Genomic DNA, 22,933 nt, shown 5'->3' with positions numbered 1-22,933 from the left:
CGTGCGCTTGCGCATACGTGCATCCGTCCGCAGGCACAGATGCGCCTCGGCGATTGCGTGTGTTCGTGGAAGGGGCGCGGCCTTGACCACGCTTGTCACCGAGGAAGACCGGGTGCACCTACTGGCCCACGGCCTCACCCGCGCCGCAGGCCAGGAATGTGACCCGCTGCCCGTGGTGCGCCTGTTCACACCGGACGCACATGCGACCTGGCTATTGGCCGCGCTCGATCCGACCGATGGCGATACGGCCTACGGCCTGATCGACCTCGGGATCGGGATGCCTGCCCTGGCGACGGTGAAGCTGTCCGATCTGGCGTCCATCGTCGGGCCGCTCAAGCAGCCCGTGATACGAGATCGGTATTTCCAGCCGACGCGGCCGCTGTCGGAATACGTTCGACTGGCTCAGGAAAACGGTTCGATCACCGATTGACGCATTCCAGCGCGACCAGGCAAAAAGTATCGCATTGTGACTATTTCGGTCTTAGCCAAGACCTGGCAAGTCTTGATCCGCATGCTTGCACCAGGGTGGTGCGCTCCTGACCAAAACAGTCATGATGCCAGGCGCGAGATTCGGCACGGTGTTCAATGCTGCACCCCATTTCCGGGCGGTGCAGTCGTCGCATTTAGACGATTTCGGCAATGCACTGGAGCGAATCTGTCTTGACACCAGCAGTTAAAGCGTAACCCGAGTTTGATGACCACTTGATGGCGATTCGATAGCTCCCGCACAGCGGAATTGTGGCGACGTTCCCAGAAACAGGGAGGTTTCGCCATGACTGACCGCAGCAGCCAACACTGGTATCCCACGGCCGCGTATCTCTACACGCTGCACCTCGATGGCCCAGCGCTGGCTTGGGAGTATTTGCGCAGGAATCCAAGCTACCGGCGCGACTGGCTACGCCGGCGTCGCAAGCCTGATGCGGCGCAGGCCTGGGGCCTGCGCCTGCTGGAAGATCCCGGCCTGGATGCGCGCGACGCACATCCTGCTTGGTTCCCCGATCACGATGCCGTGGTGCAGCTATACCCCGACGCCGACCCACCACCCGATGCGCATACCTTCGAGTTCTGGCGCATTCCTGGGCGCAAGCAACTGACCCACGACGGCAAGCGCCTGGTGCTCGTATCGCATTGGCCAGGCTGCTGCGTTCGGCTGGCACTCGCACCCGACCTGGAAGATGGTTCGGCCTATCTCTACGCCACACGCGCCTGCGCCACGCCCTGTGCGCGCTACCGCACGCTCGCTGCGAAGCTGGATGCGCTATCTGCCGCAACCGTGGCCACGCCTGTGGCAACAGCCCGCTCCCGCCCCACGCCCGCCGCGCTGCTGGAACTGCATACCTTGCAAGCGCTCGACGCGACCCTCGCGGGAGCCTCCTTGCGCGAGGTGGGCGAAGGTCTGTTCGGCGCGGATGCCGTCGCGGCCGACTGGCACAAAGACAGTGCATTGCGTGCCCGCGTACGGCGGCTGGTACGCCGCGGCGATGAGCTGATGCACGGCGGCTACCGCCGACTAGCGCAGCTTCCAATGTTCCCGTCGCATTAGGGGGGACGTTTCTCGACCCGTGCGAATCGTCCCTTAGCAAGAAGCCTTGCTTTCTTGAGAGTGCCTCTATCCGGCCGCGTGGTGTGGCCGGGCTTGATGGAGGTACATCCCATGCGACCTGCTCCCTCGCGGCCTGCCGCCGCTGCCGTCACTGCGACCTCGCAGCCTCAACGCTACCTGACAAACGACGAAGCCGCCGACTACCTGCGGCTGTCGCCGCGCACGCTGGAGAAGCAGCGGGTGATCGGCGGCGGCCCCAAGTTCCGCAAGTTCGGCCGCCGCGTCATGTACGCGGTGTCCGACCTCGATGCCTGGGCCGACCAGCGCAGCTACGAGGCCACGTCCGATCCCGAATACGCCGAGCGCCACGCGGGCGACTACCGTGATGGCCGCTGATCGTCGGCGCGTGGGTGGCCTTCGCCATGTCCAGCCCGCCAGGGCAAGCCTTGCCGCAGCGCGAACAGCTCGATCTGTTCCGCGCGCTGCCGGGCGACATGGCGCCACGCGATTCCCAGGACTTGATGGCCTTTCCGTTCTTCTCGCTTGCCAAGTCGCGGCGCACGGCGCCGATCGACTTCCGCAGCGGGAACGTCACCATTCGCGTGGAAGGCACGCAGGAGCACGGCATCGCAACGATATGGGATGCCGACGTGCTGATATGGGCCGCCTCGCAGATCGTGGAGGCGCGCGACGCGGGCCTGCGCCCGTCGCGCTGGATACGCGCCACGCCTTACGAGATTTTGCGCTTCATCGGGCGCGGCACGTCCCTCAACGACTACCAGCGCCTGAAGGCCGCCCTCGACCGGCTGCAATCGACCACGGTGGCCACGTCCATCCGCGAAACCACGGGAAGGCGCTTGCATCGCTTCTCGTGGATCAACGAGTGGAAGGAACTCGCCGACGCCAGCGGCACCCCGCTGGGCATCGAGCTGATCTTGCCGGACTGGTTCTATGCCGGCGTGCTCGACGCCGCCCTGGTGCTGACCATCGACCCGGCCTATTTCCGCTTGAAGGGCGGTATCGAACGCTGGCTGTACCGCCTGGTGCGCAAGCATGGCGGGCGGCAGGAGCACGGCTGGCAATTCGACTTCCGACACCTGTACCGCAAATCCGGCAGCGCGGCCCGCTTCTCGGACTTCGCCTACGACGTGCGCGCCCTGGTGGCGCGGCAGTCGTTGCCCGGCTACGTCCTCGGCATCGAGCGGATGCCGGACGACAACACCGAGCTGCTGACCTTCCGGCCCGTGCCGCACGCGGCACGGGGATAACTGCGGGAGAACCTGTGGACGGCCTCGTGCTATCAGGAGTACCGGGTATCGTGCTATCAGGAGTACGACCCTCGTGCTATCAGGAGTACGAAAACGCCGGAAAGCCAACAACGGCGCGGGTTTGCGTTCCCTCTAACTTACCTAACAAGAAATACATAACTTTTAGTAGAAGCGCGCCGTTTCGGTGGACAACCACGAAACGGCACGGCCAGGCCGGCTTTCCAGCTCGGAGGGCCGCGCCATGATCTTCGCGTTTCTCAACCAGAAAGGCGGCGTCGGCAAGACCACGCTCGCCACGCACATCGCCGGCGAACTGGCGATGCGCGGCCTGCATGTCATCCTGCTGGATGCCGACCCGCAGGGGTCATCGCTCGACTGGACGCAGCGGCGTAGCCAGCAGGGCCTGCCCCGTCTGTTCAGCGCCGTGGGCCTTGCCCGCGAAACGCTGCATCAGGAAGCGCCAGAACTCGCCAGGCGGGCCGATCACATCATCATCGACGGCCCGCCGCGCATCGCCGCCCTCGCGCGTTCCGCGCTGCTGGCGGCCGAGCGCGTGCTGATCCCCGTGCAGCCCAGCCCCTACGACGTATGGGCTTCTGCCGAGATGGTCGCACTGATCCGCGAAGCACAGGTGTTCCGGCCAGCGCTGCGCGCGGCCTTCGTCATCAACCGGCGCGTCAGCACCACCATCATCGGCAGGGAGGCACGGCAATCGCTGGCCGAACAGCCGCTGCCCGCGCTGCGCTCGGAGATCCACCAGCGCATCGTCTTTGCCGACAGCGTAGCCGCTGGCCGGCTCGCCCGCGAAACCGCGCCCGACAGCGCCGCTGCCCGCGAGATCGCCGCGCTCACCGACGAACTGCTGCGGTGGCCGACATGACTGGGAAGCCACCACCACGCAGCAAGCGCGTCGGCATCGGTGCGCGTCCCCCAGCGAATCCGCACGCCGAAGCGTGGATTCGCCAGGGCGACGCAGATGCCGTGCAGAAAGGCGACCTCTACACCGCTCGACTGACGCTCGACATCACGCCCGCCATGCGGGCGCGCATCAAGGTGTCGGCCTTCACGCGAGGCGTGACCGTAGCCGAACTGCTGCGCGACCTGCTGGAGCGGGAGTTTCCCCCGGAGGGCACGCCGTGAACGCATCCGCTTCGACCGCCCACACCCCCAAAGCAAGTGCGCCCACGGCTGCGCCGCCGCCGGCGCCTTCGACACTCGCCGGCCAGGCCGGCAACGTGCCGCTGACGCGCGTGGCGCTGGCCTACATCGAACCGCGCTTCAAGCTCTACCTGCGCTTCGGCGAACCGGCGCGCACGCTCCAGCTCGACCGCTGGCGGCGCTGCGCCGTGTTCCTGCCGAACGCGGTTCTGTGCCGCATCCGTTGGCAGGCCAACGACTACGGCACGATCCGCTGGCAGCTCATGGTGATGCAGACCGCCACGCCGCTGGACGCCGTGCAGCGCATCCCCGGCGTGCAGCCGGGCGCGCGTCTGCTGCTGCACGCCGAAGGCGATGCCAACGTGCGCGCCGTGCTGGAACGCATCGACGGCATCGAGGCGCTGGGCATCGCAGCCGCAGACACATCGCCCGCGTACTGGCGCACGCTCGCGAACCGGCTCGCAGCGCGCTCGGCGCTACCCACATACACCGCAGAACGGCACGCCGCCTGGCTGGCCGGGAGGGCATTGCCATGACCACGATTTCCACGACCGGCCCCGTGCCGCATCCTCGCTCGCGCCTGCGCGCTCGCCTCGTGCTGGCAGGCTTCGCCACCGTCGGCCTCGCTGCGCTGGCCTGGGCGGCGTTCGTGCAGCCCCTGCCGCGAATGGCCTACAACCCGTCCGACAGCGTGGCGGTCGGTTGGTATCGCATCGAACCGTTCGACCCGCGCACCGCCTCGCGGCCACGTCCGCTGTCCGTGGACAGCATCGTGCTGATGCCGCTGCCCGACAGGGCCGCCATGCTGGCTGCGCAGCGCGGCTACCTGCCGACCCGCGTTCCGCTGCTCAAACGTGTGGGCGCAGTCGCGCCACAACACGTTTGCATCGTCGCCGGCCAGGTTCGCATCGACGGCGTGCCGGTGGCCGCCGCCCTGCCTGCCGACCGGCTGGGCCGGCCGCTGCCATCCTTGCAGCTTTGCCGCCGTCTCCAACCGGGCGAACTGTTCCTGTTGAGCGCGACCAACCCGGCGTCGTTCGACAGCCGCTATTTCGGGCCGGTCAGCGCGTTCGCCGTGATCGGCGTTGCGCATCCGATCTGGCTGGAGACACGTCCATGATGGCCGCCGATTCGCTGCACTTTGCCGCGCCTCTCATCGTGCCATCGGGCATGTCGTTCTACTGTTCGTCGCCGTGTCGTCGCGCGTGCAGTGCGGGTGCATTCGCACCGCACTTCGCGCTGCCTTCGGCGCAGCCGCCCAACGTGCAGGCGTCTTGCCTCGAACGCGCCTGGCCTGCGGCCATTGGCGTGTTCGCCGGCGGGCTGGCTGCTCGTGCAGCAGCGCCGCCGGGCCGCCGATGCCCGGAGCGGGAGCGAGGGGCAAAGGCGGAAGGCAAGACAAAAGGGTTCGGCACTCTGCCGCCCGCAAAGCCAGTCTGCACGTGGGGGTGGCGCGGCACGGCGCGGCTTCGCCGCCGTGCCGCGTGGGGCGCGAGGCACGCGCCGATGCAGGCATGTCCGCGTGCTTCGCACGCTCGGACACGCCGGAGCTTGCAGGGAGCACAGCCATGACCGACCGCGGCGACCATGATTTCTGGGTGCGCCCTGGCGCGCCGAAGAACCGAGGCAAAGGCCAGGGCCAGAGCTTCGTTTCCAAGGTGCTCAAGCAGGCTGGCAAGGCCAGCGGCGGCAAGTCGGCGGTGCGCCGTCCTACCGCTGGCGGGAGCGGCCAGCACGCCGGCCAGCGGCCCGGCTCACGGCTTGGACGCGGCCATACGGCGGCGCGCTTCGCAGGCGCAAAGCTGACCCCTATGTCACGGCGCGTGACCATCAAGACGCTGCTGGTCAACCAGCGCAACGCCAGTCCGCAGTCGCTCGCCAAGCACCTGCGCTACATCGAGCGCGACGGTGCCGGCCGGAACGGCGAGCCGGGCCGTGCCTACGGGCCGCAGACCGACGAAGCCGACCTCGATGCCTTCAAGGAACGCTGCCAGGACGACCGACATCATTTCCGCTTCATCGTCTCACCTGAAGACAGTGCGGAGCTGGACGACCTGCGCACCTACACCCGGCACCTGATGAACCGGATGGAGGCCGACCTGGGGACGCGGCTGGATTGGGTGGCGGTCGATCACTGGAACACCGACAACCCGCACACGCACCTGATCGTGCGCGGACGCGACGATACCGGCAAAGACCTCATCATCGCGGGCGACTACATCGCCCACGGCTTCCGCCATCGCGCCGCCGAGCTGGCGACGGAATGGCTGGGGCCGCGCACCGAACTGGAGATCCAGCAGACCTTGCAGCGCGAGGTGGAGCAAGAGCGGTGGACGAGCCTCGACCGCACGTTGCAGCGCGAGGCCGGCGAGGATGGCCGGGTGCAGATCGAACGCTTCAACGAACCCCGGCTGCAACGCCAGCGCCTGCTGCTGATCGGCCGCCTGCAACACTTGCAGCGCCTGGGCCTGGCCGACGAGGTGCAGCCCGGCACCTGGGCCGTCCATGCGGACGCGGAGAAGACCTTGCGTGCCCTGGGCGAGCGTGGCGACATCATCCGAACGATGCAGCGGGCCATGAGCGGCAAGCCTCGCGAGCTGGCGGTGTTCGAGCCGGGCGACGACGGCCGCACTATCGTCGGTCGCGTGGCTGCTAAGGGTCTGGCCGACGAGCTGCACGACCGCGGCTATCTGGTCATCGACGGGTTGGACGGCAAAGCCCACTACGTCGCGTTGGACGCCCGCGACGAGCTGGCGAACTATCCCATCGGCGCGGTGGTGGAGGTACGCGGTTCCGCCGAGGTGCGGGCGGCCGACAAGAACATCGCCACGCTGGCGAGCAATGGCCTGTACCGCACCGATCACCACCTGGCGATCGAGCAAGGCCGAGCCAAGCCCGGCCGCGACCCGCAAGAGGCTGTGGCGGCCCATATCCGCCGGCTGGAAGCCCTACGGCGGGCCGGCATCGTGGAGCGCGTGGCCGAGGGGTTATGGAAGGTGCCGGACGACTTGGCCGAGCGTGGCCGCCAGTACGACGCGCAGCGGCTGGGCGGCGTGGCGGTCGAACTGAAATCGCATCTGCCGATTGAACGGCAGGCCCGCGTCATCGGCGCGACCTGGCTGGATCAGCAGTTGATCGGCGGCGGCAAGGGACTGGGCGACCTGGGCTTTGGCGGCGATGCTAGGCAAGCCTTGCAGCAGCGCGCCGACTTCCTCGAAGAACAGGGGCTGGCCCAGCGGCGCGGGCAGCGGCTGATTCTCTCCCGGAATCTGCTGGAAACGCTGCGCAATCGGGAGCTGGCGCAGGCCGCCCAGCACATTGCCGCCGATAGCGGATTGGAGCATCGGCACGTCACAGACGGGCAGCGCGTAGCCGGCATCTACCGGCGCTCGGTCATGCTCGCCAGCGGTCGCTATGCGCTGCTCGATGACGGCATGGGATTCAGTCTGGTGCCTTGGCGGCCGATAATCGAGCCACGACTGGGGCAGCAGATCGCCGCGACTGTACGCGGCGGCGGTGTGTCATGGGAGGTTGGACGGCAAAGAGGTCCTGGGATTGGATCGGGGCCGTAGGCTGTCGTACCGAGTTAAGGTGTCGAGCAGCGTTTTGGCCCTAGCTTCTGTGCTCCGTTAAGACGACTAGTCTGTGCTTATCGACGACGCTGTGGGTGCATGGTTGCTTGCCAATTCCGGTGCAACTCGCAAACGCGCTGCCCCGACCTGAACTGCCCATTCAACGATCTGCCCGGCCAATATATCCGTGGCGACACCGAACGCGCTCACCACATCGGCCTCTCGCTTGCTGCCTGTGGCTTGGATTGCTTCGAAGCGTCTACTGGCAATAGCAGTCCGTTTGGCCGGATCGACCAGTTGCACATCGAGCCGAACCGCGGCGATCGCTTCAGTGCCGCGGTATTCGAGCTGGAACGCCCGCAGCGTACTGCGCAACTCCATATCGGCGCTCATTGGGGTGCTATCGGTAATCACGGAAGTCGACCGCCCATCGCGCATGAAGGCTTCGACGATTCGGTCACGCAGCAGCACCGGTGCGGGGTCGGCCCAACGCACTCCTTGCCAAGCCGACAAGCGACCATCGGGCTGCGCAATGAACAGCCGCTCCGAATCCAGGACGCGACTACTCTCAGGGGCGTAGACGCGCAGCGCCCCGGGTCCCGGAACGGCGCGCGGCGTACTCTCCGCCTGGGCGATGTGATAGTCGGGCAATTTGTAGGTGACCATTGGAGCTGCTTTGGGAAGCACACTGCACGCGGACAAGCCGAGTACTAGCGTCATAGTCACGGCAGCGACGGGAATCATCCTGGCGGAAGTGTTCACGGCTTGGTTTCCTCAATGTTCTCTCCACCGAGCAGGTATTGCGCCGGATTGCGATCCAGTCGGCGCAGCACGGTGTTTAGATTGGCCAGCGCCTGCTGGAGTTCGTGCATGGCAGGACCTGTGGCGGCCAAGCCCTGGTTCAGCGATTCCTGATTGTTTTGCAGTAGCGTCTCAACCCTGAAAGCGGCGCGTTAGAGGGATGCCGTTGCATCACGCGTGTTCACCATGATTTGCTTACCATCGTTATTTAGTAGCAGGTTGGCATCGCGAAGAGTGCTATTTGCTTGGCGCACGGCAGCTGTCGATTCTCTGCTTGCTTCGGTCAGATTGCTGATTAACGTCGCGATCTCGGCCCTCTGGTCAGCGACCGCGCCCGTGGTCTGTTCAAGATTCACCAGACTGCGGTGCACAAGAGCCAAATTCTCCTTCGACAGTAACTCCTGCGTGCGCAGCAAGATGCCGTTGAGTGTCGTCATGCTGTTCCCCTCACCGGAGACCAGGGATGCCATCGCCGAACGTGGTGCGAGGATCAACGGTTCCTCGTCCTCTCTCCGATCCAGCAATGGCACGTTTGGCCCACCGTCGCTCAACTCGATCACCGCGTTGCCGGTAATTCCCGTGATGACCAATTCAGCGCGGGTATCCTGCCGGACCGGGATGGTGGCATTGATGCGTACGCGCGCTATCGCCCGCCTTGGGTCTCGCGGTGAAAGAGAAAGTGCAACGACTTCGCCAATCGTGATTCCGCTGTACTGAACCTGGCTGCCGGGCGTAAGCCCGGTCACTGGCTCATCGAACATAATCCGGTAATACTGGTAATCGTGGTCGGAACGTGTGTCGCTGAGCCAAAGCGCGAAGCCAATACCAATCGCACCGAGCAGCACGACGAACAGACCAATGAATACATGATGGGCACGTGGTTCCATGATCAGACCACCTCGTTCTCAGAGTTTAAATATTGCGTGCGCCCAGCCCAATGCGTGCGCGACGGAAGAATGATGCAGATGCGGAGGGGTTTCATGGCTGCGTCTCTTGGCTGGAAGCACCAGTGGCCTGTGCGGCCGCACGGCCACGGGGGCCGTGAAAGTATTCCTGTATCCACGGGTGCTTGAAGCGCTCGACTGCCTCGATGCCGTCGTTGATGAGTACCTTCTGGTTCGCCAGGACCGCGACACGGTCGCATATGGTGTACAGCGTATCGAGGTCGTGGGTTACCAGAAACACCGTGAGGCCCAGTGCATTGCGCAGGGTCAGAATCAATTGGTCGAAAGATGCAGCCCCGATTGGATCCAGTCCTGCGGTGGGTTCGTCAAGAAACAGGATGTTCGCATCAAGCGCCAAGGCTCTCGCCAGTGCTGCTCGTTTCACCATGCCTCCGGACAACGAGGCCGGATACTTGTCTCCCGCTCCGGCAGGCAACCCCACCAAGCCCAGCTTGCTTCTTGCCAAACGCTCGGCAAGAGGCCGCGCCAGACCGACATGCTCGATCAAAGGAAGAGCGACGTTCTCCAAGACGGTCAGCGATGAATACAACGCGCCCTTCTGGAACAGAATGCCGAACCTTCGCTCCATACGCGCGCGCGCAAGCCATTGGGCTCGCAGTAGGTCGCGCCCCCCGATACGGACCACGCCCGAATGCGGCTTCTGCAGCCCGACGACGCTACGCAAGAGCACGGATTTCCCGGTGCCTGACCCTCCCACCACGCCAAGGATTTCCCCGCGCCGCACGTCCAGGTCTAGGTCCTGATGGACCTGCTGGGTTCCAAACCTGTTGTCCAGGCCGCGCACTTCAATAGCGTGTCGCACACCGTTGTCGGTGTCTTGCTTCACCGCGCTCACCAGCCCATCTCCATGAAGAACAGTGCAGCGATGGCGTCTATCAGGATCACCATGAAGATTGATTGCACGACACTAGACGTCGTGTGGTCGCCTACCGACTCAGCGCTACCGGCGACCTTGAACCCTTCATGGCAGCCGATAGCGGCGATCATCACCGCGAAGAGCGGGGACTTGCTCATTCCGACAAGAAAATGGCGCACCTCGATTTTTTCCTGCACGATGGCAAGGAACTGTGCGGGAGGAATTTCCAAGCTCAGTGCGCATACGGTGGCGCCGCCCGCAATGCCAGCCAAGATGCCTACTAAGGTGAGCAGTGGCAAGGACACAAGAAGCGCCAGCACGCGTGGCAGCACCAGTAACTCGATGGGGTCGAGCGCGTTGGAGCGAAGCGCATCGATCTCTTCATTTGCCTTCATCGAACCGATTTGGGCGGTGTACGCGCTTGCGGTACGGCCTGCAATCAATATGGCCGGGAGCAGCACTCCGAACTCGCGCATGAACGAGAAGGCGACCAGATGCACCGAGAAGATGCTCGCACCGAAGTTGGCCAGCACCGTTGCTCCCAGGAACGCCACCACCATTCCTACCATGAAGCTCAGTAGCGCCACGATGGGAATGGCGTCCACCGCTGATCGCTGGATTTGAGCGATCACCGAGGTCGCGCGCCAGCGACGCGGGTGACGAACGGTACGGCTCCATGTTTCGATGATCTGGCCCACGAACCCGGCCAGACCAAGACACGCACGACAGCCCTGTTCCAAGGTCAGGCCTATGCGTCCCAGACCGCGGAGCAGAGGATTCCCGCTCACCGCTGCTTTCTCCGTCTTCTGCTGATCGGTAGCAGCGGCGGCCAGCGCTCTCATTAGGGCGAGGCGATCCGAGGACAGATTTGGAGCTGCCTCCGGCCGGTCGAGTATCGAGTCTGGCCCGAGAATTTCCACCAGCAGAGCCGCGCCGGCGGTGTCCAGTCTCTGGACTTGCGTCCAGTCGAGTAAGGGAGTGGCGTACCCCTCGGCATGACTGATGCGGGCGGCGGACACGGATTTTGCCAGACTGGCGTAGTGCTCTATCGTCCAGTCGCCACCCGCCAGCCATTTGTGATCACCGCCGACCATGGCATCCTGCCGGAGCCAAGCCTGTGAAGCGTTGCTCATGGCTGCGTGTCCCGCCAAGCGCTGTCGATGCGCTCGATGCAGTTCGTGATCGCCGCTTTGGCATGACCCAGCAATGTGTACGAACCGGCGAACTCTTTAATGACGTTGCCGCGCTCGAAGCAACTGGCGGCAGCAACCCGGCGTCCCGTCCTTAAATCGACTGCTTCGAACTCTAGGCTGGCACCACCCGTCGTCACGGGTCCAACCAGCAGGGTCGTCATTGCATTGACTGCCCGATTCGGTGTCTGCAGTTCGGTGACCGCTACACGCACCCGAACCTGTCCCGCGCCACCTGGGGGGGCGGGACTTTTGCCTTCCTGGCGTTTCAGTTCGCTCGTCACATGGTCTAGCACTTCGCGCTGCTGCGCGTCATCGAGCCCATCGATGCGACCCGAGGCGGTCTTGATCTGCGCTTCTTCCACCACGACAGCGGCATAACGCTTGGGCTCGAATCCCGCTGCGCGGTACATCAGTACGTTCTCGTATCGTGTCGGCGATAACTTCTCGTAGTCGCCGAGAAATCCGGAGCGCGTCATGCTGTTGGTCGCGCATCCAGAGAGCGCGCCTGCTACGCAAAAAAAGATGCCGCCGCGGATCAATGCAGTTTTGCTCTTCATAATGGGTCTCCTTGATCAAACGAAACTAAGACAGGCAATGCCTGCTGCGATGAGGGCGGTGCCAGACCAGCGCGTTACCGATGCGACATCGCCTAGTAGGAGGGCGCCGACGCCCAAGTTTCCAAGTAGCCCGATTCCTGCCCAGGCTGCAGAGGCCGCGCTGATCGGAATCCGCTTGAGCGCGAACCACAAAAGTGCGCCGCTGGCCGCCATGCACGTCACTGCCACACAGAGGCCGACCCAGCGCATCGGACCGCCCGCCGTGATGGCCCGCAGGCCCAGTGGATAGCCCGCTCCTAGAACCCCTGCGGCAATGACAATCGACCAGGATTTCCAGATCAGCGGATGGGTGCTGAATCGCATAAGCCTAGCGAGACATACGCATGAAGCGTGGGTGCATACGAATTCTGAGAATGCGCAGCACGCGGCGGCTCGCAAGAGACTCATGAGCGATCTCCATGCGCGGTGGCGACACTCAGGTTCCACGGCCCAATTCGCTTGATTCCAAACAGGACTTCGTAAAGCAGCGGAATCAAGCCCAACGTCACCAGCGTTCCGAGTGCCAGCCCACCGATCATCGCGATCGCCATCCCTTTCCATAATGGTCCGGAGAAGAGCATGAGTGGCACCAGTCCCGAAATGCAGGTGACCTTGGTCATCACGATTGGACGAAGCCGTTGTATCGCGGCCCCAACCAAGGCTTCATGGCGTGGCAGGCCTTCCGCTAGCCCCTGGTCGATGCGTTCCAGCAAGAGCACGGCGTTGTTGACAATGATCCCGAACAGGGCCAGTACGCCGAAGGTCGCCATGAAGCTGAAAGGTGTGCCGGTCAGCTTCAGAGCCAATACCACGCCGATAAGCGTGAAAGGGATCGTCGCGAGGATCACACCGAGCTTGCGGAAAGAATTGAACTGCCATACGAACAGCATCAGCATCGCCAGAAATGCGAGGGGCATGTAGGTCGACAGCGCGGCGTTCGATTCGGCGGCTTCCTCGATCTCGCCGCCAAGTTCAACCGAGTAGCCCGCGGGCAGGTCCAGGGCAGCGACGCTAGGCGCCAGGCGGTTGATGATCTCCTGGGCGGTGTAAGAGGTGTTCTGTCCTTGCACGGTGATCGTGCGGATGAGATTGCGCCGTTGGATGACCGAGGGCTCGCTCGCGAGCGATACGTCTGCGACCTGAGCCAGCGTCACCGCTGGACCGCCGTTGGTGGGATAGATGAGCGTCGCGCCTACGTCTGCCGTGCTGCGACGCTCGCTTACGATACTGCGCAGGACGATCGGGACGGAGGTGTCACCGTCGCGAATAACCGAGATCGATCTGCCGCTGTAGCGGACATCCAGCCCGCCAGCGATGTCTTCAGTCGTCACGCCCGCCCGACGCGCGCGGTCCTGGTCGACCCGTACGTCGATGCGGCCAACGCGCGTATCCCAATCGTTCTTGACGTTGATGGTGCCGGGCAGCTTGCGCAGCGCTGCTTCGATTTTGGACGCGGCCCCCAACAATACCTCCTCATCCGGACCGCTGACGCGATAAATGGCAGTCCCTGACTCGGTCGCACCGAGCGAGAAACGCTTGGGCTCGGCGCGCACGTCGCCATGTGCTTGCGCAAAGTAGCTGCGGGTGCGGGCGAGGACGGCGTCGATGTCGCTCTTCGGCTTCAATGTGACAACGAAGTACGCGATGTTCGATGCCGGCAGTGGTGGATTCAGGCTAAGGATGAAGCGCGGGCCACCATCGGCGACGTAGCCGATGTGATCGGAGACTTCTGGATTGATGTTCGTGTCGCCCAGCCAACCACTGATCTGCTTCACGCGGGCGAGCGTTTCGCGCGAGTCGGTACCGGGGGCGAGCTGCACCGGAATCTGGAACTGAAGCCGGTCGGACTTGGGCATGAAATCGTACGGCAGGGTGGTGAAGCCATACAGCGCAATGGCAAGCGCCGCGATCATCGACGCTACATAGACCGCCTTATGGTGGAGCACCCACTCCAGTACGCGCCGGTAGCCACGGTAGAAGCGGGTGTCATAGGCGTCGCCCTGCTCCTGCTTGTGATGGGGTTTGGCGAAGTGGTAGCACAATAGGGGCGTGACAGTCAGGCACAGCAGCCACGAAGCGAACAACGTCAGTGCCAGCACGACCACGAGATTGTGCAGATACTCGCTCGTGGCGTTCTGGCCAAAAAAGAACGGCGAGAACACGATCACGATCACGAGCGAGGACGTGAGCAGCGGAATGGCGAGCGTGCGGCCCGCCTCGAGGCAGGCATGCTTACGATCTTCGCCACCGGCCAGGCGGCGTTCGATGTCTTCGGCAATCACAATGCCGTTGTCCACCAACAAGCCGAGCGCAATGATGATGGCGCCCATCGAGACGTTCTGAAGCTCGATGTTCATCGCGCGCATGACGATGAGTGCACTGAGGATCGTCAACGGCACGATCATGCCCACGATGATCCCGGTGCGCCAACCGAGAAATAGCACGACGACACCGAGGACGACGATGATCGTCTCCATCATGACGTGGTTCATTTTGCCCATCTCGTGCTTGACGACATCGGCCTGGAAAGTGACGTATGACAGATCGAAACCCGCCGGCAGCAGCTTCTCCTGGTCTGCAACCCGTGCTTTGAGCGCTTTTCCGAACTGCTCCACGTTCTGACCGGAGGCCATCGAAACCGCCATGACGACAGCGGGCTGGCCTTTGTAGATGGCAGCAGATTCCGGCGGATCGGCTGGCCGCACACTCACCTGCGCCAGTTCACCCAATGCGATCGTCGGCACGGGCGCCGTACTACTTTGCGGTCGTGGCAGCGCGATCGGCATTGCTCGCAGGGAGGGAGCGTCACGCACTTCGCCACTGACCGCCAAGGTTGCATTGATGCCGCCGACAACAATTTGTCCACCCGAAGCGACGACGTTCTGTTTGACGAGTTGGTCGATCACCCCCTGTGGTGTCAGCTCCAATCGCGCGAGCCTAGGCCGATCGAATTCGAGATAGACGCGCTCTTCCTGCAGGCCGTAGAAAGTGATGCGCTCAATACCAGGCACGGTGTACAGGCGGTCGCGCATCTGCTTGAGCGCGACGCGCATCTCGCTCATGGAGTAACCTGGTGCAGTGACCGCAATCGAGGCAACCGCGACGCGGCCGAAGTCTTCGTCGACGAAAGGCCCCATCGTGCTCTGTGGTAAGGCATCCTTCGAATCGGCGACCTTGGCCCGGACGCGCTGCCAGATCGGTGCCAAGTCGGTGTAGCGGTCCCAGATCGTGACCTGGATCATGGCGCTGCCTGCGCGCACGGTGCTCGTCACGCGCTTGACCTCTGCCAGTTCGCGCAAGCGCTCCTCGATCGGCCGGGCAATGAGTTGCTCAACGCGTTCGGCGGGCAGCCCCGGGTTCAACGCCGTGACCATCGCATCGCGGACCGTGACAGTCGGCTCCTCCTGAGAAGGAAAATTCAGGAAGGTCGCGATGCCGGCGACGAAAATGATGAGCGCTACAAAGTAGGTAAGTCGACTGGCGCGCAGCGCCATCTCGGTGATCTTCATGATGAAGTAACCTGGTGGATCGCGTTAGCGCTTGGTCAATTGAGTGGTGGCTTCCAGTGGTGTCACTGGCTGTCCATCGGTGAGCCATCCTCCTCCGGCGGCAACCACCGTCTCGCCGGGCTTGAGTCCAGCGAGGACGCGCGCGCTGTCTCCTTCCTGTACCGGCGTGAAGCGCACCGCGCGACGGTGCACCTTCTTATCTTCAGGGGTGTAGACGAAGACGGAAGCCTCGCCCGGCTTCGTGCCGAGCACCAGCGAGGCATAAGGTATGGATACAGTCTCGGGCCGAGAGGTCTTGGAGGTTGCCGCAGGTGCGTCGAGCACGACCTGTACGGGAATACCTGGCCGAAGTGCGCGCGCTTGCGCGTTATCTTCAGGCACTAGCACCACGGGTAGGAGCGAGCCATTTTCGGCGCGCAGACCGACACGACGTACCACCGCTCGGATTGGTTGTTCGGCTCCGCTCCAGCTCAGTTCTGCGCGTTGGCCGACATCTATGTGAGGTGCCTGTGTAGTAGACGCGTTCGCGATGATCTCAGTGCCACTGCGCACGCCGTCGACCTGAAATACCGGCGCACCAGCAGCAATGTCGGTGAACGCCAAAGCCAGCTTTTCCGCCACGACACCATCGAAAGGAGCGACGATCATCGTGCCACGTTGTGCTCGTTCGGCCAGGCCAAGCGCCGCCTTGGCAGTGCGCGCTTGACCCTCTGCGACCGCTAGCTGCGCCTTCGCGCTCTCGAACGCAGCAGGGGAGATGACTTCGCTTTCGAGCAACCGGCGCTGTTGATCTGTCTGTACACGTCGATCCATCAGGCCGGCTTCGGCGGCCGCCAGGGATGCTTGCGCTTGTGTCACGCGAAGCCGGTCAGGTTGCGCATCAAGTTCTGCCAGGACTTGGCCGCGGGAGAACCGTTCACCCACGTCGACGTTCAACTTGGCGATCCGTCCTCCTGTTTCAAATCCTAGGATGCTGCGCTCGGTTGCTCGCGCCGAGCCAGTCAATTCGATGCGAGAGCTATGCGGGAGATCCGACTGCGCGGCGGCGAGCTTCACTGCGCGCGGAGGCTCGGATACGGTGGATTGCGAGTTTCCGCACCCTGAGAGCAGAGTCGAAATGGATAGTGTGCAAGCAACCGCCAAGGAGCGCGGTGCGCACGCGGTCATGACACCGCTACGGACGCGACTCATGTGCGTCCTTTTGCCGGGACAAGTTCGAGATGGCCCGAGGCGAGATCCTGGAGCGCCCGAAAGAAATGCCGCCGCTCTGCGGGTGCGAGTATTGGCAAACCCAGAAGATCGGCGAACAGGGCGCCATCCAATGCCAGCATGATGAGTGCCGCGGTCTCGGTGCCACGCGGGGATCGACGCACGCGTTCGTACTGCACGCGGTAACACTCGCGCAGTGGGTCGAGAAGTGTTGGATCTTCCGCAGCTGCCGCGAGCAGCGCTGCGCCCATCTTCTGCATCTCGTCGTCGGGCATCGCTTCCACCTGGCTCGACAGCCAGGGGTCCGGATCTCCGGCAAACCTGCGCTCGTGATTGGCTTGTACCGCGTCGAACGCCCGGATCATCTCGTCGATCAGTGTCACGAACAAATCGCGTTTGGTCTTGAAGTGATAGAGAAACGCCCCTTTGCTCAACCCGGCCCGCACAACGACGGCGTCCAGTGTCAAGCGACTGGCACCTTCCTCCAGCACCAGTTCGCGGGCGGCCTGCAGGATGCGGTCGCGAGTTCGCTGGGCTCCTTGCTGGAGGCCGGGCTGCGCATCGGCGCTGCTATGGGCAGTGGACGGGGGGGGCAACTTTGTTTTCGCGCGGGGCGGCATGGTCGTGCTCCAAAAAAGCTTGAGTCATATACAGTCCAGACGGTATAGTAGAAGCCATACAACAGTCCGTCAAGACTTTTTCGGAGCGCAAGGAGCTGCCATGTCTCAAATTCTTGAACGCTATCGCCTCATTGCCATGATTTCTCCGCTACTGCTTCTTGCGGCCTGCAGCCATGCCCCGCACTCTGCCGATCCACCTCGCCTGGATGTACCGGCCCATTTCTCAAATGAAGAGGGAGGTGAAGGCATCTTGGACAAATCGTCCCGCCGTACTCTTCCCGTCGATTGGTGGACGGCCTACGGCGATCCGCACCTCAATGCCTTGGTCCGGGCGGCGCTGGAGCGCAATACCGAACTGACGATTGCGCGAGCGCGCGTGGACGAGGCATCGGCCGCCACGCGGCGAGCACGGGCCTCCCTGCTCCCCTCGTTGTCCGCGGGCACGCAGGCAACTCGAGGACGCGACTATTCAGAGAACGTTGCAATCGGCAATGATGGCCGCGCCACGTTGTCCGCATCGTGGGAGGCAGACCTGTCGGGACGGCTTTCGCAGGCAGCAGAAGGTGCGCGCCTGGATGCGGTGGCAGCCGAACAAGCGTGGGTTGCCACGCGGTGGCAGGTCGCGTTTGAAACAGTGTCGGCGGCTGTGCAGCAGCGCCAAGCCAGTGAGCTCGAAGCGCTAGCCGCGGCGCGGCTGGCATCCGCAGAACGACTCGTCTTGCTGATGCAACGGAAGTTCGAGGCCGGACAAGCTACCGGCTTCGACATCGAGCGTACCCGCGCCGGCGTCGTCGCACTGCGCGTGGAGCAAGAGCAACTGCGGCGTGCGCGCGGCGAGGCGACGCATGCACTCGATGTACTAGTGGGACAAACGCCCGGAGCGCCTGCAGCTTCCCCAACTCTTGCGTCGCTCGCCGTCCCGGACTGGACACCGACACGCATACCTGCGGACCTGCTGAGTGAGCGGCCCGACGTGCGCGCCGCCGAAGCGAAGTTCGCCGCCGAAACCGCGCGCTGGAACGCAGCCGAAGGCGAACGCTTCCCCAGGCTGGTGTTGGACCTGAGCGGCGGACGGCAGCGCGTAGAGAGTGTGGGAACCCGCATCACTGGAAACATTTTTTCACTTGGGGCCGGGGTGTCGTTGCCGATCTTCGATGGTGGCGCGATCCGTGCCGGCATCGAGACCGGAGAGGCGCGCAGCCGAGCTGCCCGTGCGGAGTTCGAGCGCACTTTGTTGAGTGCTTTGCAGGACGTAGAGAACGCATATCTCGGTTGGCATACGCAGCACGCAGCACTGGAGCATCAGGCCGAGGGTGTCGCAGTCGCGGAGCGTCAGCTCGATCGCAGCCGACGTCTGTTCGAGGCGGGACAAGTGGACGCCACGGTGGTGGCCGAGGCTGAGGCCGGGGTGCTGTCAGCGCAGGCTTCGCTGATCCGCACGCGGGCCGAGACAGCCATGCAATGGGGCGTCCTGGCAAAAGCATTATCCGGCTCTCCTGTTTGATCGCAGAAACATGCTGGAGCAGCTTGCGAAGGCTAGCTAAATAGCGTGACGCAAGGCGAAGGTGGTGAGGCCTGAGTGATGAGGAATGCGAACATGGAAATTCGACACCTGCGCTACTTTCTGGCGGTGGCAGAGGAGCTGCACTTTGCCCGAGCCGCAGAGCGCCTCCACATAGAGACATCGCCGCTGTCGCGCGCCATCAAGGAACTTGAGGAAGAGTTGGGCGTAGCGCTATTTGCGAGAACCACTCGGAGCACCCGCTTGACTCGTGCGGGCAGGCTCTTCTTTGAGAGCGTGCCGCGTGTCTTCGCAGCTTTGCAGCAGGCGCGCGACAGTGTGAACGCCGCAGCCAATGGCTTTCATTGCCAGCTCCGTATTGCATTGTCTGATGGAATCACGCCATCGCGCCTGCCTGCGTTGTTGGCGCTCTGCCGGCAGGAAGAGCCGGAAGTGGAAGTTCGCTTCTTCGAGGTGCCTTTGGCACAGCAAATCAAGGGATTGTGTGGCGAACTGTACGATCTCGGCTTCGCTCAATCGGATGAAGTCGGCGAAGGCATCATCGCCGTGCCGGTGTGGAGTGACCCTCTGATGGTAGCTGTGCCCGCACGGCACCCCTTGCTATCCCACAAACAGATTCCCCTAGAAGAGCTGTTGCGGTATCCGCTGGTGCTCTGCGACGCGGTGGCGTGTGAGGGCCATGCTCGGCAAGTTGAACGGGTGCTACGTCGCGTGGACATAGAGCCACTGATTGCCGAACGCGTGACTTCCAGCGATCTAATGATGGTCCTGGTTTCGGCGGGACTTGCACTAGGCCTCACAGGAGGCGCGCATATCACAGCCAGCAGGGAACAGGGGGTGGTCGCACGGCCGCTGACTGGACGTTCGCCAATGCTCACGACCTATCTACTACGGCCGGCCAGCGAGCCGTCAGAAATGCTGACTCGCTTCATGGAACGCGTTCATTCGATCAAATCTCCAGATGCCAAAGGTCGGCGGTAAACCATCACACAATCTCCCAAAGAAAATTAACCATGAAGAAGATTGCTCTCATATTGCTTTCCTCGACATTGGCAGCCTGCAGCCCATCTGGGAAACCAGATAAAGCCAACCTTCCGACAGTCGATGAATTAGCGCTCAATCCTGAGCGTCTGAAAGAGTTGCGCAAGCAATGCAAGTTGGATCGACCAATGCTGGGCGACCAACTATGTAACCGGGTTGCCGAGGCTACGCGAAAGCGCTTTTACGAAGATGGCGATGTGCCCCACACCACGCCTAAAGAGCCGCCGAAGTTCTAAGCTGGTGGTCATGCCGGAGTATGTATGCCGGATATGAAAAATTTGAAGGAGAATCGCAATGGGTTGGATCTATCTTGTTTTGGCTGGATTGTTTGAAATCGGATGGCCGGTCGGGCTGAAAATGGCGCAAGAGCCAACATCGCGTTGGAGTGGGGTCGCAGTAGCCGTCTCTTTCATGACAATTAGCGGCGCCTTCCTATGGCTTGCTCAGCGTCAGATACCGATTGGGACTGCTTATGCGGTGTGGACGGGTATCGGAGCGGCGGGAACTTTCTTAGTCGGAATTCATTTCTATGGCGACCCAACCTCCCTGATGCGATACCTTGGCGTGGCGTTGATCATCCTGGGCGTTATCACGCTCAAGTTATCGAGTTGATCGCTAGCTCCATTGGTAGCGTAGTCGCTAGGCGACCCAGCTCCCAGAGTGGATCGGGCGCTGGGAACTCGTACGGTCACCTCCTCTCTCTAGTCGCTATGTGACGAGCTTGCCGGCGCCTCGGGAGAGTTCGAGCCAGTGCGCGTAAGGCGGTGGGAGCACCCATTCCGGGTGGCTCCACCTTCAGTGCCTGCGCCAAGGTGACCTGAGTACGAACTTTGTAGCCAGTCAGGCAGTGAGTTCGGAGGGGATGCTATCGGATTGGATCCAGTTGCGCCGGATCGTCGCCGGCGGTTTGTAAGCATGCGCGCTATGCGGCCGCTGCTCGTTGTAGAACTGTCGCCAACGTTCGATCAGCACCTTCGCTTCGGTCCGACTGCGGAACCATTCGCGGTTGAGCAGTTCGTCGCCCATCGTTGCCTGCGAAGTCAGGACCAGCAGAATCCTGAGGGGAGTTCTCATCATGGTTTTCTCCGTTCAGACGCTTGGGATCAAGCGGCCGGAGACCACTACGCCTGCTTGGCTTTGCGCGCTGCCTCGACCAAGCTGTCGAGCCAGTCCTGATGGCCGTTGATCATCGGGTTGGGTTTGGCGTTGTGCAGCTCCTCGGCCGGTTTGCCCTTCTGAGTTTCCTGCGTGAGGATGCGCACGCGCCTGCCGTCCAGGTTCTCAACCAGCCAGGCGTGATGCACATCCAGGCGCGTATCTGTGCCTTCCTCGCCGGACCAGCCGTGCCAGGCCACGCGGCCGGGTTGCCCATCCGCAGGTGGCACGTATTCGTTGCACTGCCCCTCTACCGGGAAGCCGAAGGTCTCGAAGTAAAACCGATCGCCGTCGGCCAGTACCGGGCCTTTGCCGTCATGAAAGCACACGTTAGCCGAGTTGGCGTAGTAGCTTGGCCACAGCGATGGTGTGACGAGTAGAGGCCATACGTCGGCCGCGCTCAAGCCGGCGGCGATGATCTCATTGGAGGCGAAATTCTCAGTAAAGCCCGGCGTGTAGCCTTCGGGCCAGAGGATGGCGTTCTGTTGCTTGCTCATATCGAAGCTCCTTCACAAAATGTCGATGACGCAACAGGGGTGGCTGCGTCATTCAAGTGGTCATGGAGCAAATCATGAGCCTCCATCTGCAATAAGTGAAATCCTAAGTTTCTATTTTTGATATCATAAAATATGATATCAAGGCCTAGGTTCTGCCATCCACCGACTAGGCTATCTCGCAGCGGCGCTACGAAAGGGCGCGTCTCCAATTGAGCCGACTGATTGCTTATTTGTAGTGCGAGGTAGAGTTGTGCTGAGCATGACGATAGGAGCGATCTTGCCTACTTGTTGTTAGCACAGGAAGTGAACAGCAGTGCTCGTATCCAGCGATGTGCTGGATCGTGATGGGTGCGTTCGTGCCAAGCAGCCGTCTTGGTGAACCCCGGTATCTTCACCGGCGGCAGGGAGATAGCCAGCTTGTCCATACCGGCGACCAAGCGGCTCGGCAAGATCGCAACCATGTCACTGGCACGCAGGATGTCTGGCAAGATCAGAAAGCTCTTGACCGACAGTGTGACGCTGCGTCGTTTGCCCAACTGTTCTAGCGCATCGTCGGTGACGCCGCGGAAACCTCCACCATCGTAGGAAACAAGCGCATGGTCGAGAGCACAGAACTGTTTAACGGTCAGCTTGCGCCCCATAGCCGCAGGATGGTCTTCCCGCAGGACACACACATAGTGTTCCTTGAACAGCTCTCGGGCATGCAGATTTGGCGGAGTGATCTCTGGCGTCAGGAGGGCTAAATCGATCTGACCGCGCTCAAGCTGGTTCTGTAGCTGCCCGCTCTCGACTGGCACTAATGAGACTCGTACACGCGGTGCGTGCCGTTTAAGTGCCGATAGAAATGGGACAGCAACGGCACGCAGCGCATAGTCCGTCGCGGCGATGGAGAAGGTCAGTTGTGCGGTGGCCGGATTGAAGGAAGGTGGCTGGAGCAGCGCGTCGATTTCGGCGAGCACCTGCTTGACAGGCATCCCTAGATCCAGCGCCCGCTGCGTTGGAACGATACCCCGCTGCGAGCGCGCGAAAAGCGGGTCACCGAAGCTCTCGCGCAACCGCGTCAGCATGCCACTCAAGGCCGGCTGGGTTAGTCCCAGACGGGCCGCCGCCCGTGTCACATTGCGTTCGTCTAACAATGCGTCCAGCGCCTTGAGCAAGTTGAGATCCATACTCTTGATATTTTTCATTTTTATTCCAATCTTAAATATCATCGTTTTTCATGATATCTAAATATTGCCTATGAGTGGAAGCAAGGCCCATTGACGGCTTTTTTTGGGTAACTTGCTTGGAACTCTGTATGCGCCGCAGTGCGCTTTCGCTTGCGGCGCTTTTCTTTGACTCGCCACCGCGCTCATTCTTTCTTTTCCCTCGACCATTGTGCTGCGAACGGTCTTTGACCGGCACTAGCCCAGAACCGATCCTGACGCC

The 22,933-nt window shown here is 62.5% G+C and carries 24 protein-coding genes and 1 pseudogene; 13 read left to right on the top strand and 12 right to left on the bottom strand.

Annotated elements, in window-relative coordinates; translation table 11 throughout:
- The first annotated feature begins 82 nt into the window (after positions 1-82).
- The 9 genes from RTW82_RS27855 to RTW82_RS27815 all read left to right on the top strand — a co-directional run bounded on the left by RTW82_RS27855 (position 83) and on the right by RTW82_RS27815 (position 7,541).
- Positions 83-430 carry a DUF2958 domain-containing protein gene (locus RTW82_RS27855; protein WP_016487838.1) on the top strand — a complete coding sequence of 116 codons (348 nt, stop codon included), beginning with the start codon at positions 83-85 and terminating at the stop codon, positions 428-430.
- Positions 431-772: 342 nt separating this feature from the next.
- On the top strand, positions 773-1,543 hold the full coding sequence (locus RTW82_RS27850) for a DUF2285 domain-containing protein (RefSeq protein WP_003092318.1): 771 nt from the start codon (positions 773-775) through the stop codon (positions 1,541-1,543).
- Positions 1,544-1,654: 111 nt separating this feature from the next.
- On the top strand, positions 1,655-1,939 hold the full coding sequence (locus RTW82_RS27845) for a helix-turn-helix transcriptional regulator (protein ID WP_001247107.1): 285 nt from the start codon (positions 1,655-1,657) through the stop codon (positions 1,937-1,939).
- A 26-nt stretch (positions 1,940-1,965) separates the two neighbouring features.
- A complete protein-coding gene (locus RTW82_RS27840; RefSeq protein WP_022652188.1) occupies positions 1,966-2,811 on the top strand; it encodes a replication initiator protein A in 846 nt (281 codons plus the stop codon).
- A 241-nt stretch (positions 2,812-3,052) separates the two neighbouring features.
- Positions 3,053-3,691 (top strand): ParA family partition ATPase, encoded by a 639-nt coding sequence (gene parA, locus RTW82_RS27835; protein ID WP_003092312.1) that lies wholly within the window; start codon positions 3,053-3,055, stop codon positions 3,689-3,691.
- Positions 3,688-3,951, top strand: coding sequence for a hypothetical protein (locus RTW82_RS27830; RefSeq protein WP_000147048.1), 264 nt, complete (start codon positions 3,688-3,690; stop codon positions 3,949-3,951). Before parA ends, RTW82_RS27830 begins: the two co-directional genes overlap by 4 nt.
- Positions 3,948-4,505 carry a DUF2840 domain-containing protein gene (locus RTW82_RS27825; protein ID WP_023093372.1) on the top strand — a complete coding sequence of 186 codons (558 nt, stop codon included), beginning with the start codon at positions 3,948-3,950 and terminating at the stop codon, positions 4,503-4,505. The genes RTW82_RS27830 and RTW82_RS27825 overlap by 4 nt, the downstream gene beginning before the upstream one ends.
- Positions 4,502-5,089 carry a S26 family signal peptidase gene (locus RTW82_RS27820; RefSeq protein WP_003092304.1) on the top strand — a complete coding sequence of 196 codons (588 nt, stop codon included), beginning with the start codon at positions 4,502-4,504 and terminating at the stop codon, positions 5,087-5,089. Before RTW82_RS27825 ends, RTW82_RS27820 begins: the two co-directional genes overlap by 4 nt.
- Before the next feature lie 448 nt (positions 5,090-5,537).
- The gene (locus RTW82_RS27815) at positions 5,538-7,541 is read left to right on the top strand and encodes a relaxase/mobilization nuclease domain-containing protein (RefSeq protein WP_000132148.1); all 2,004 of its coding nucleotides are present in this window, start codon (positions 5,538-5,540) and stop codon (positions 7,539-7,541) included.
- A 66-nt stretch (positions 7,542-7,607) separates the two neighbouring features.
- On the opposite strand, the gene RTW82_RS27810 is transcribed toward RTW82_RS27815, so the two are convergent.
- From RTW82_RS27810 to RTW82_RS27770, 9 genes are all read right to left on the bottom strand, one after another.
- Positions 7,608-8,207, bottom strand: a complete 600-nt coding sequence (locus tag RTW82_RS27810; RefSeq protein ID WP_003124411.1) for an ABC-type transport auxiliary lipoprotein family protein — start codon at positions 8,205-8,207, stop codon at positions 7,608-7,610.
- A gap of 287 nt (positions 8,208-8,494) precedes the next feature.
- Positions 8,495-9,229 carry an MlaD family protein gene (locus RTW82_RS27805; protein WP_316927095.1) on the bottom strand — a complete coding sequence of 245 codons (735 nt, stop codon included), beginning with the start codon at positions 9,227-9,229 and terminating at the stop codon, positions 8,495-8,497.
- A 91-nt stretch (positions 9,230-9,320) separates the two neighbouring features.
- Positions 9,321-10,133, bottom strand: a complete 813-nt coding sequence (locus RTW82_RS27800; RefSeq protein ID WP_024944155.1) for an ABC transporter ATP-binding protein — start codon at positions 10,131-10,133, stop codon at positions 9,321-9,323.
- A gap of 5 nt (positions 10,134-10,138) precedes the next feature.
- Positions 10,139-11,296 carry an MlaE family ABC transporter permease gene (locus RTW82_RS27795; RefSeq protein ID WP_000063629.1) on the bottom strand — a complete coding sequence of 386 codons (1,158 nt, stop codon included), beginning with the start codon at positions 11,294-11,296 and terminating at the stop codon, positions 10,139-10,141.
- On the bottom strand, positions 11,293-11,913 hold the full coding sequence (locus RTW82_RS27790; RefSeq protein WP_000837791.1) for a DUF3313 family protein: 621 nt from the start codon (positions 11,911-11,913) through the stop codon (positions 11,293-11,295). Before RTW82_RS27790 ends, RTW82_RS27795 begins: the two co-directional genes overlap by 4 nt.
- A 15-nt stretch (positions 11,914-11,928) precedes the next feature.
- Positions 11,929-12,276 (bottom strand): DMT family transporter, encoded by a 348-nt coding sequence (locus RTW82_RS27785; RefSeq protein ID WP_038421338.1) that lies wholly within the window; start codon positions 12,274-12,276, stop codon positions 11,929-11,931.
- 80 nt (positions 12,277-12,356) lie between these two features.
- On the bottom strand, positions 12,357-15,461 hold the full coding sequence (locus tag RTW82_RS27780; protein WP_003092293.1) for an efflux RND transporter permease subunit: 3,105 nt from the start codon (positions 15,459-15,461) through the stop codon (positions 12,357-12,359).
- 24 nt (positions 15,462-15,485) lie between these two features.
- A complete protein-coding gene (locus RTW82_RS27775; protein WP_223294861.1) occupies positions 15,486-16,628 on the bottom strand; it encodes an efflux RND transporter periplasmic adaptor subunit in 1,143 nt (380 codons plus the stop codon).
- A gap of 20 nt (positions 16,629-16,648) precedes the next feature.
- Positions 16,649-17,290, bottom strand: a complete 642-nt coding sequence (locus RTW82_RS27770; protein ID WP_024944154.1) for a TetR/AcrR family transcriptional regulator — start codon at positions 17,288-17,290, stop codon at positions 16,649-16,651.
- A 100-nt stretch (positions 17,291-17,390) separates the two neighbouring features.
- Here RTW82_RS27770 and RTW82_RS27765 point away from each other — a divergent pair, with 100 nt between their 5' ends.
- The 4 genes from RTW82_RS27765 (at position 17,391) to RTW82_RS27750 (ending at position 20,465) form a co-directional block, all read left to right on the top strand.
- The gene (locus RTW82_RS27765; protein WP_000078291.1) at positions 17,391-18,794 is read left to right on the top strand and encodes an efflux transporter outer membrane subunit; all 1,404 of its coding nucleotides are present in this window, start codon (positions 17,391-17,393) and stop codon (positions 18,792-18,794) included.
- A gap of 93 nt (positions 18,795-18,887) precedes the next feature.
- Positions 18,888-19,793 carry a LysR family transcriptional regulator gene (locus RTW82_RS27760; protein ID WP_000405670.1) on the top strand — a complete coding sequence of 302 codons (906 nt, stop codon included), beginning with the start codon at positions 18,888-18,890 and terminating at the stop codon, positions 19,791-19,793.
- Positions 19,794-19,825: 32 nt separating this feature from the next.
- The gene (locus RTW82_RS27755) at positions 19,826-20,089 is read left to right on the top strand and encodes an EexN family lipoprotein (RefSeq protein ID WP_000717310.1); all 264 of its coding nucleotides are present in this window, start codon (positions 19,826-19,828) and stop codon (positions 20,087-20,089) included.
- A gap of 58 nt (positions 20,090-20,147) precedes the next feature.
- A complete protein-coding gene (locus RTW82_RS27750) occupies positions 20,148-20,465 on the top strand; it encodes a DMT family transporter (protein WP_000539741.1) in 318 nt (105 codons plus the stop codon).
- A 228-nt stretch (positions 20,466-20,693) separates the two neighbouring features.
- Here the strand turns inward: RTW82_RS27750 and RTW82_RS27745 are convergent.
- The 3 genes and pseudogenes from RTW82_RS27745 to RTW82_RS27735 all read right to left on the bottom strand — a co-directional run.
- Positions 20,694-20,873 (bottom strand): annotated as a pseudogene (locus RTW82_RS27745) (integrase core domain-containing protein); the annotation flags it as partial.
- A 101-nt stretch (positions 20,874-20,974) separates the two neighbouring features.
- On the bottom strand, positions 20,975-21,505 hold the full coding sequence (locus RTW82_RS27740; RefSeq protein WP_000043569.1) for a hypothetical protein: 531 nt from the start codon (positions 21,503-21,505) through the stop codon (positions 20,975-20,977).
- A 281-nt stretch (positions 21,506-21,786) separates the two neighbouring features.
- Entirely contained in the window at positions 21,787-22,692 is a 906-nt protein-coding gene (locus RTW82_RS27735) for a LysR family transcriptional regulator (protein WP_023093368.1), read from the bottom strand.
- Positions 22,693-22,933 lie beyond the last annotated feature (241 nt).

Origin of the sequence: Pseudomonas sp. zfem005 (assembly GCF_032621735.1) — a bacterium.
In the GTDB taxonomy this organism is placed as follows: Bacteria; Pseudomonadota; Gammaproteobacteria; order Pseudomonadales; family Pseudomonadaceae; genus Metapseudomonas; species Metapseudomonas solani.
Note: the sequence above shows the minus strand (reverse complement) of the source record. Positions and strands in the feature narration are given on the sequence as shown.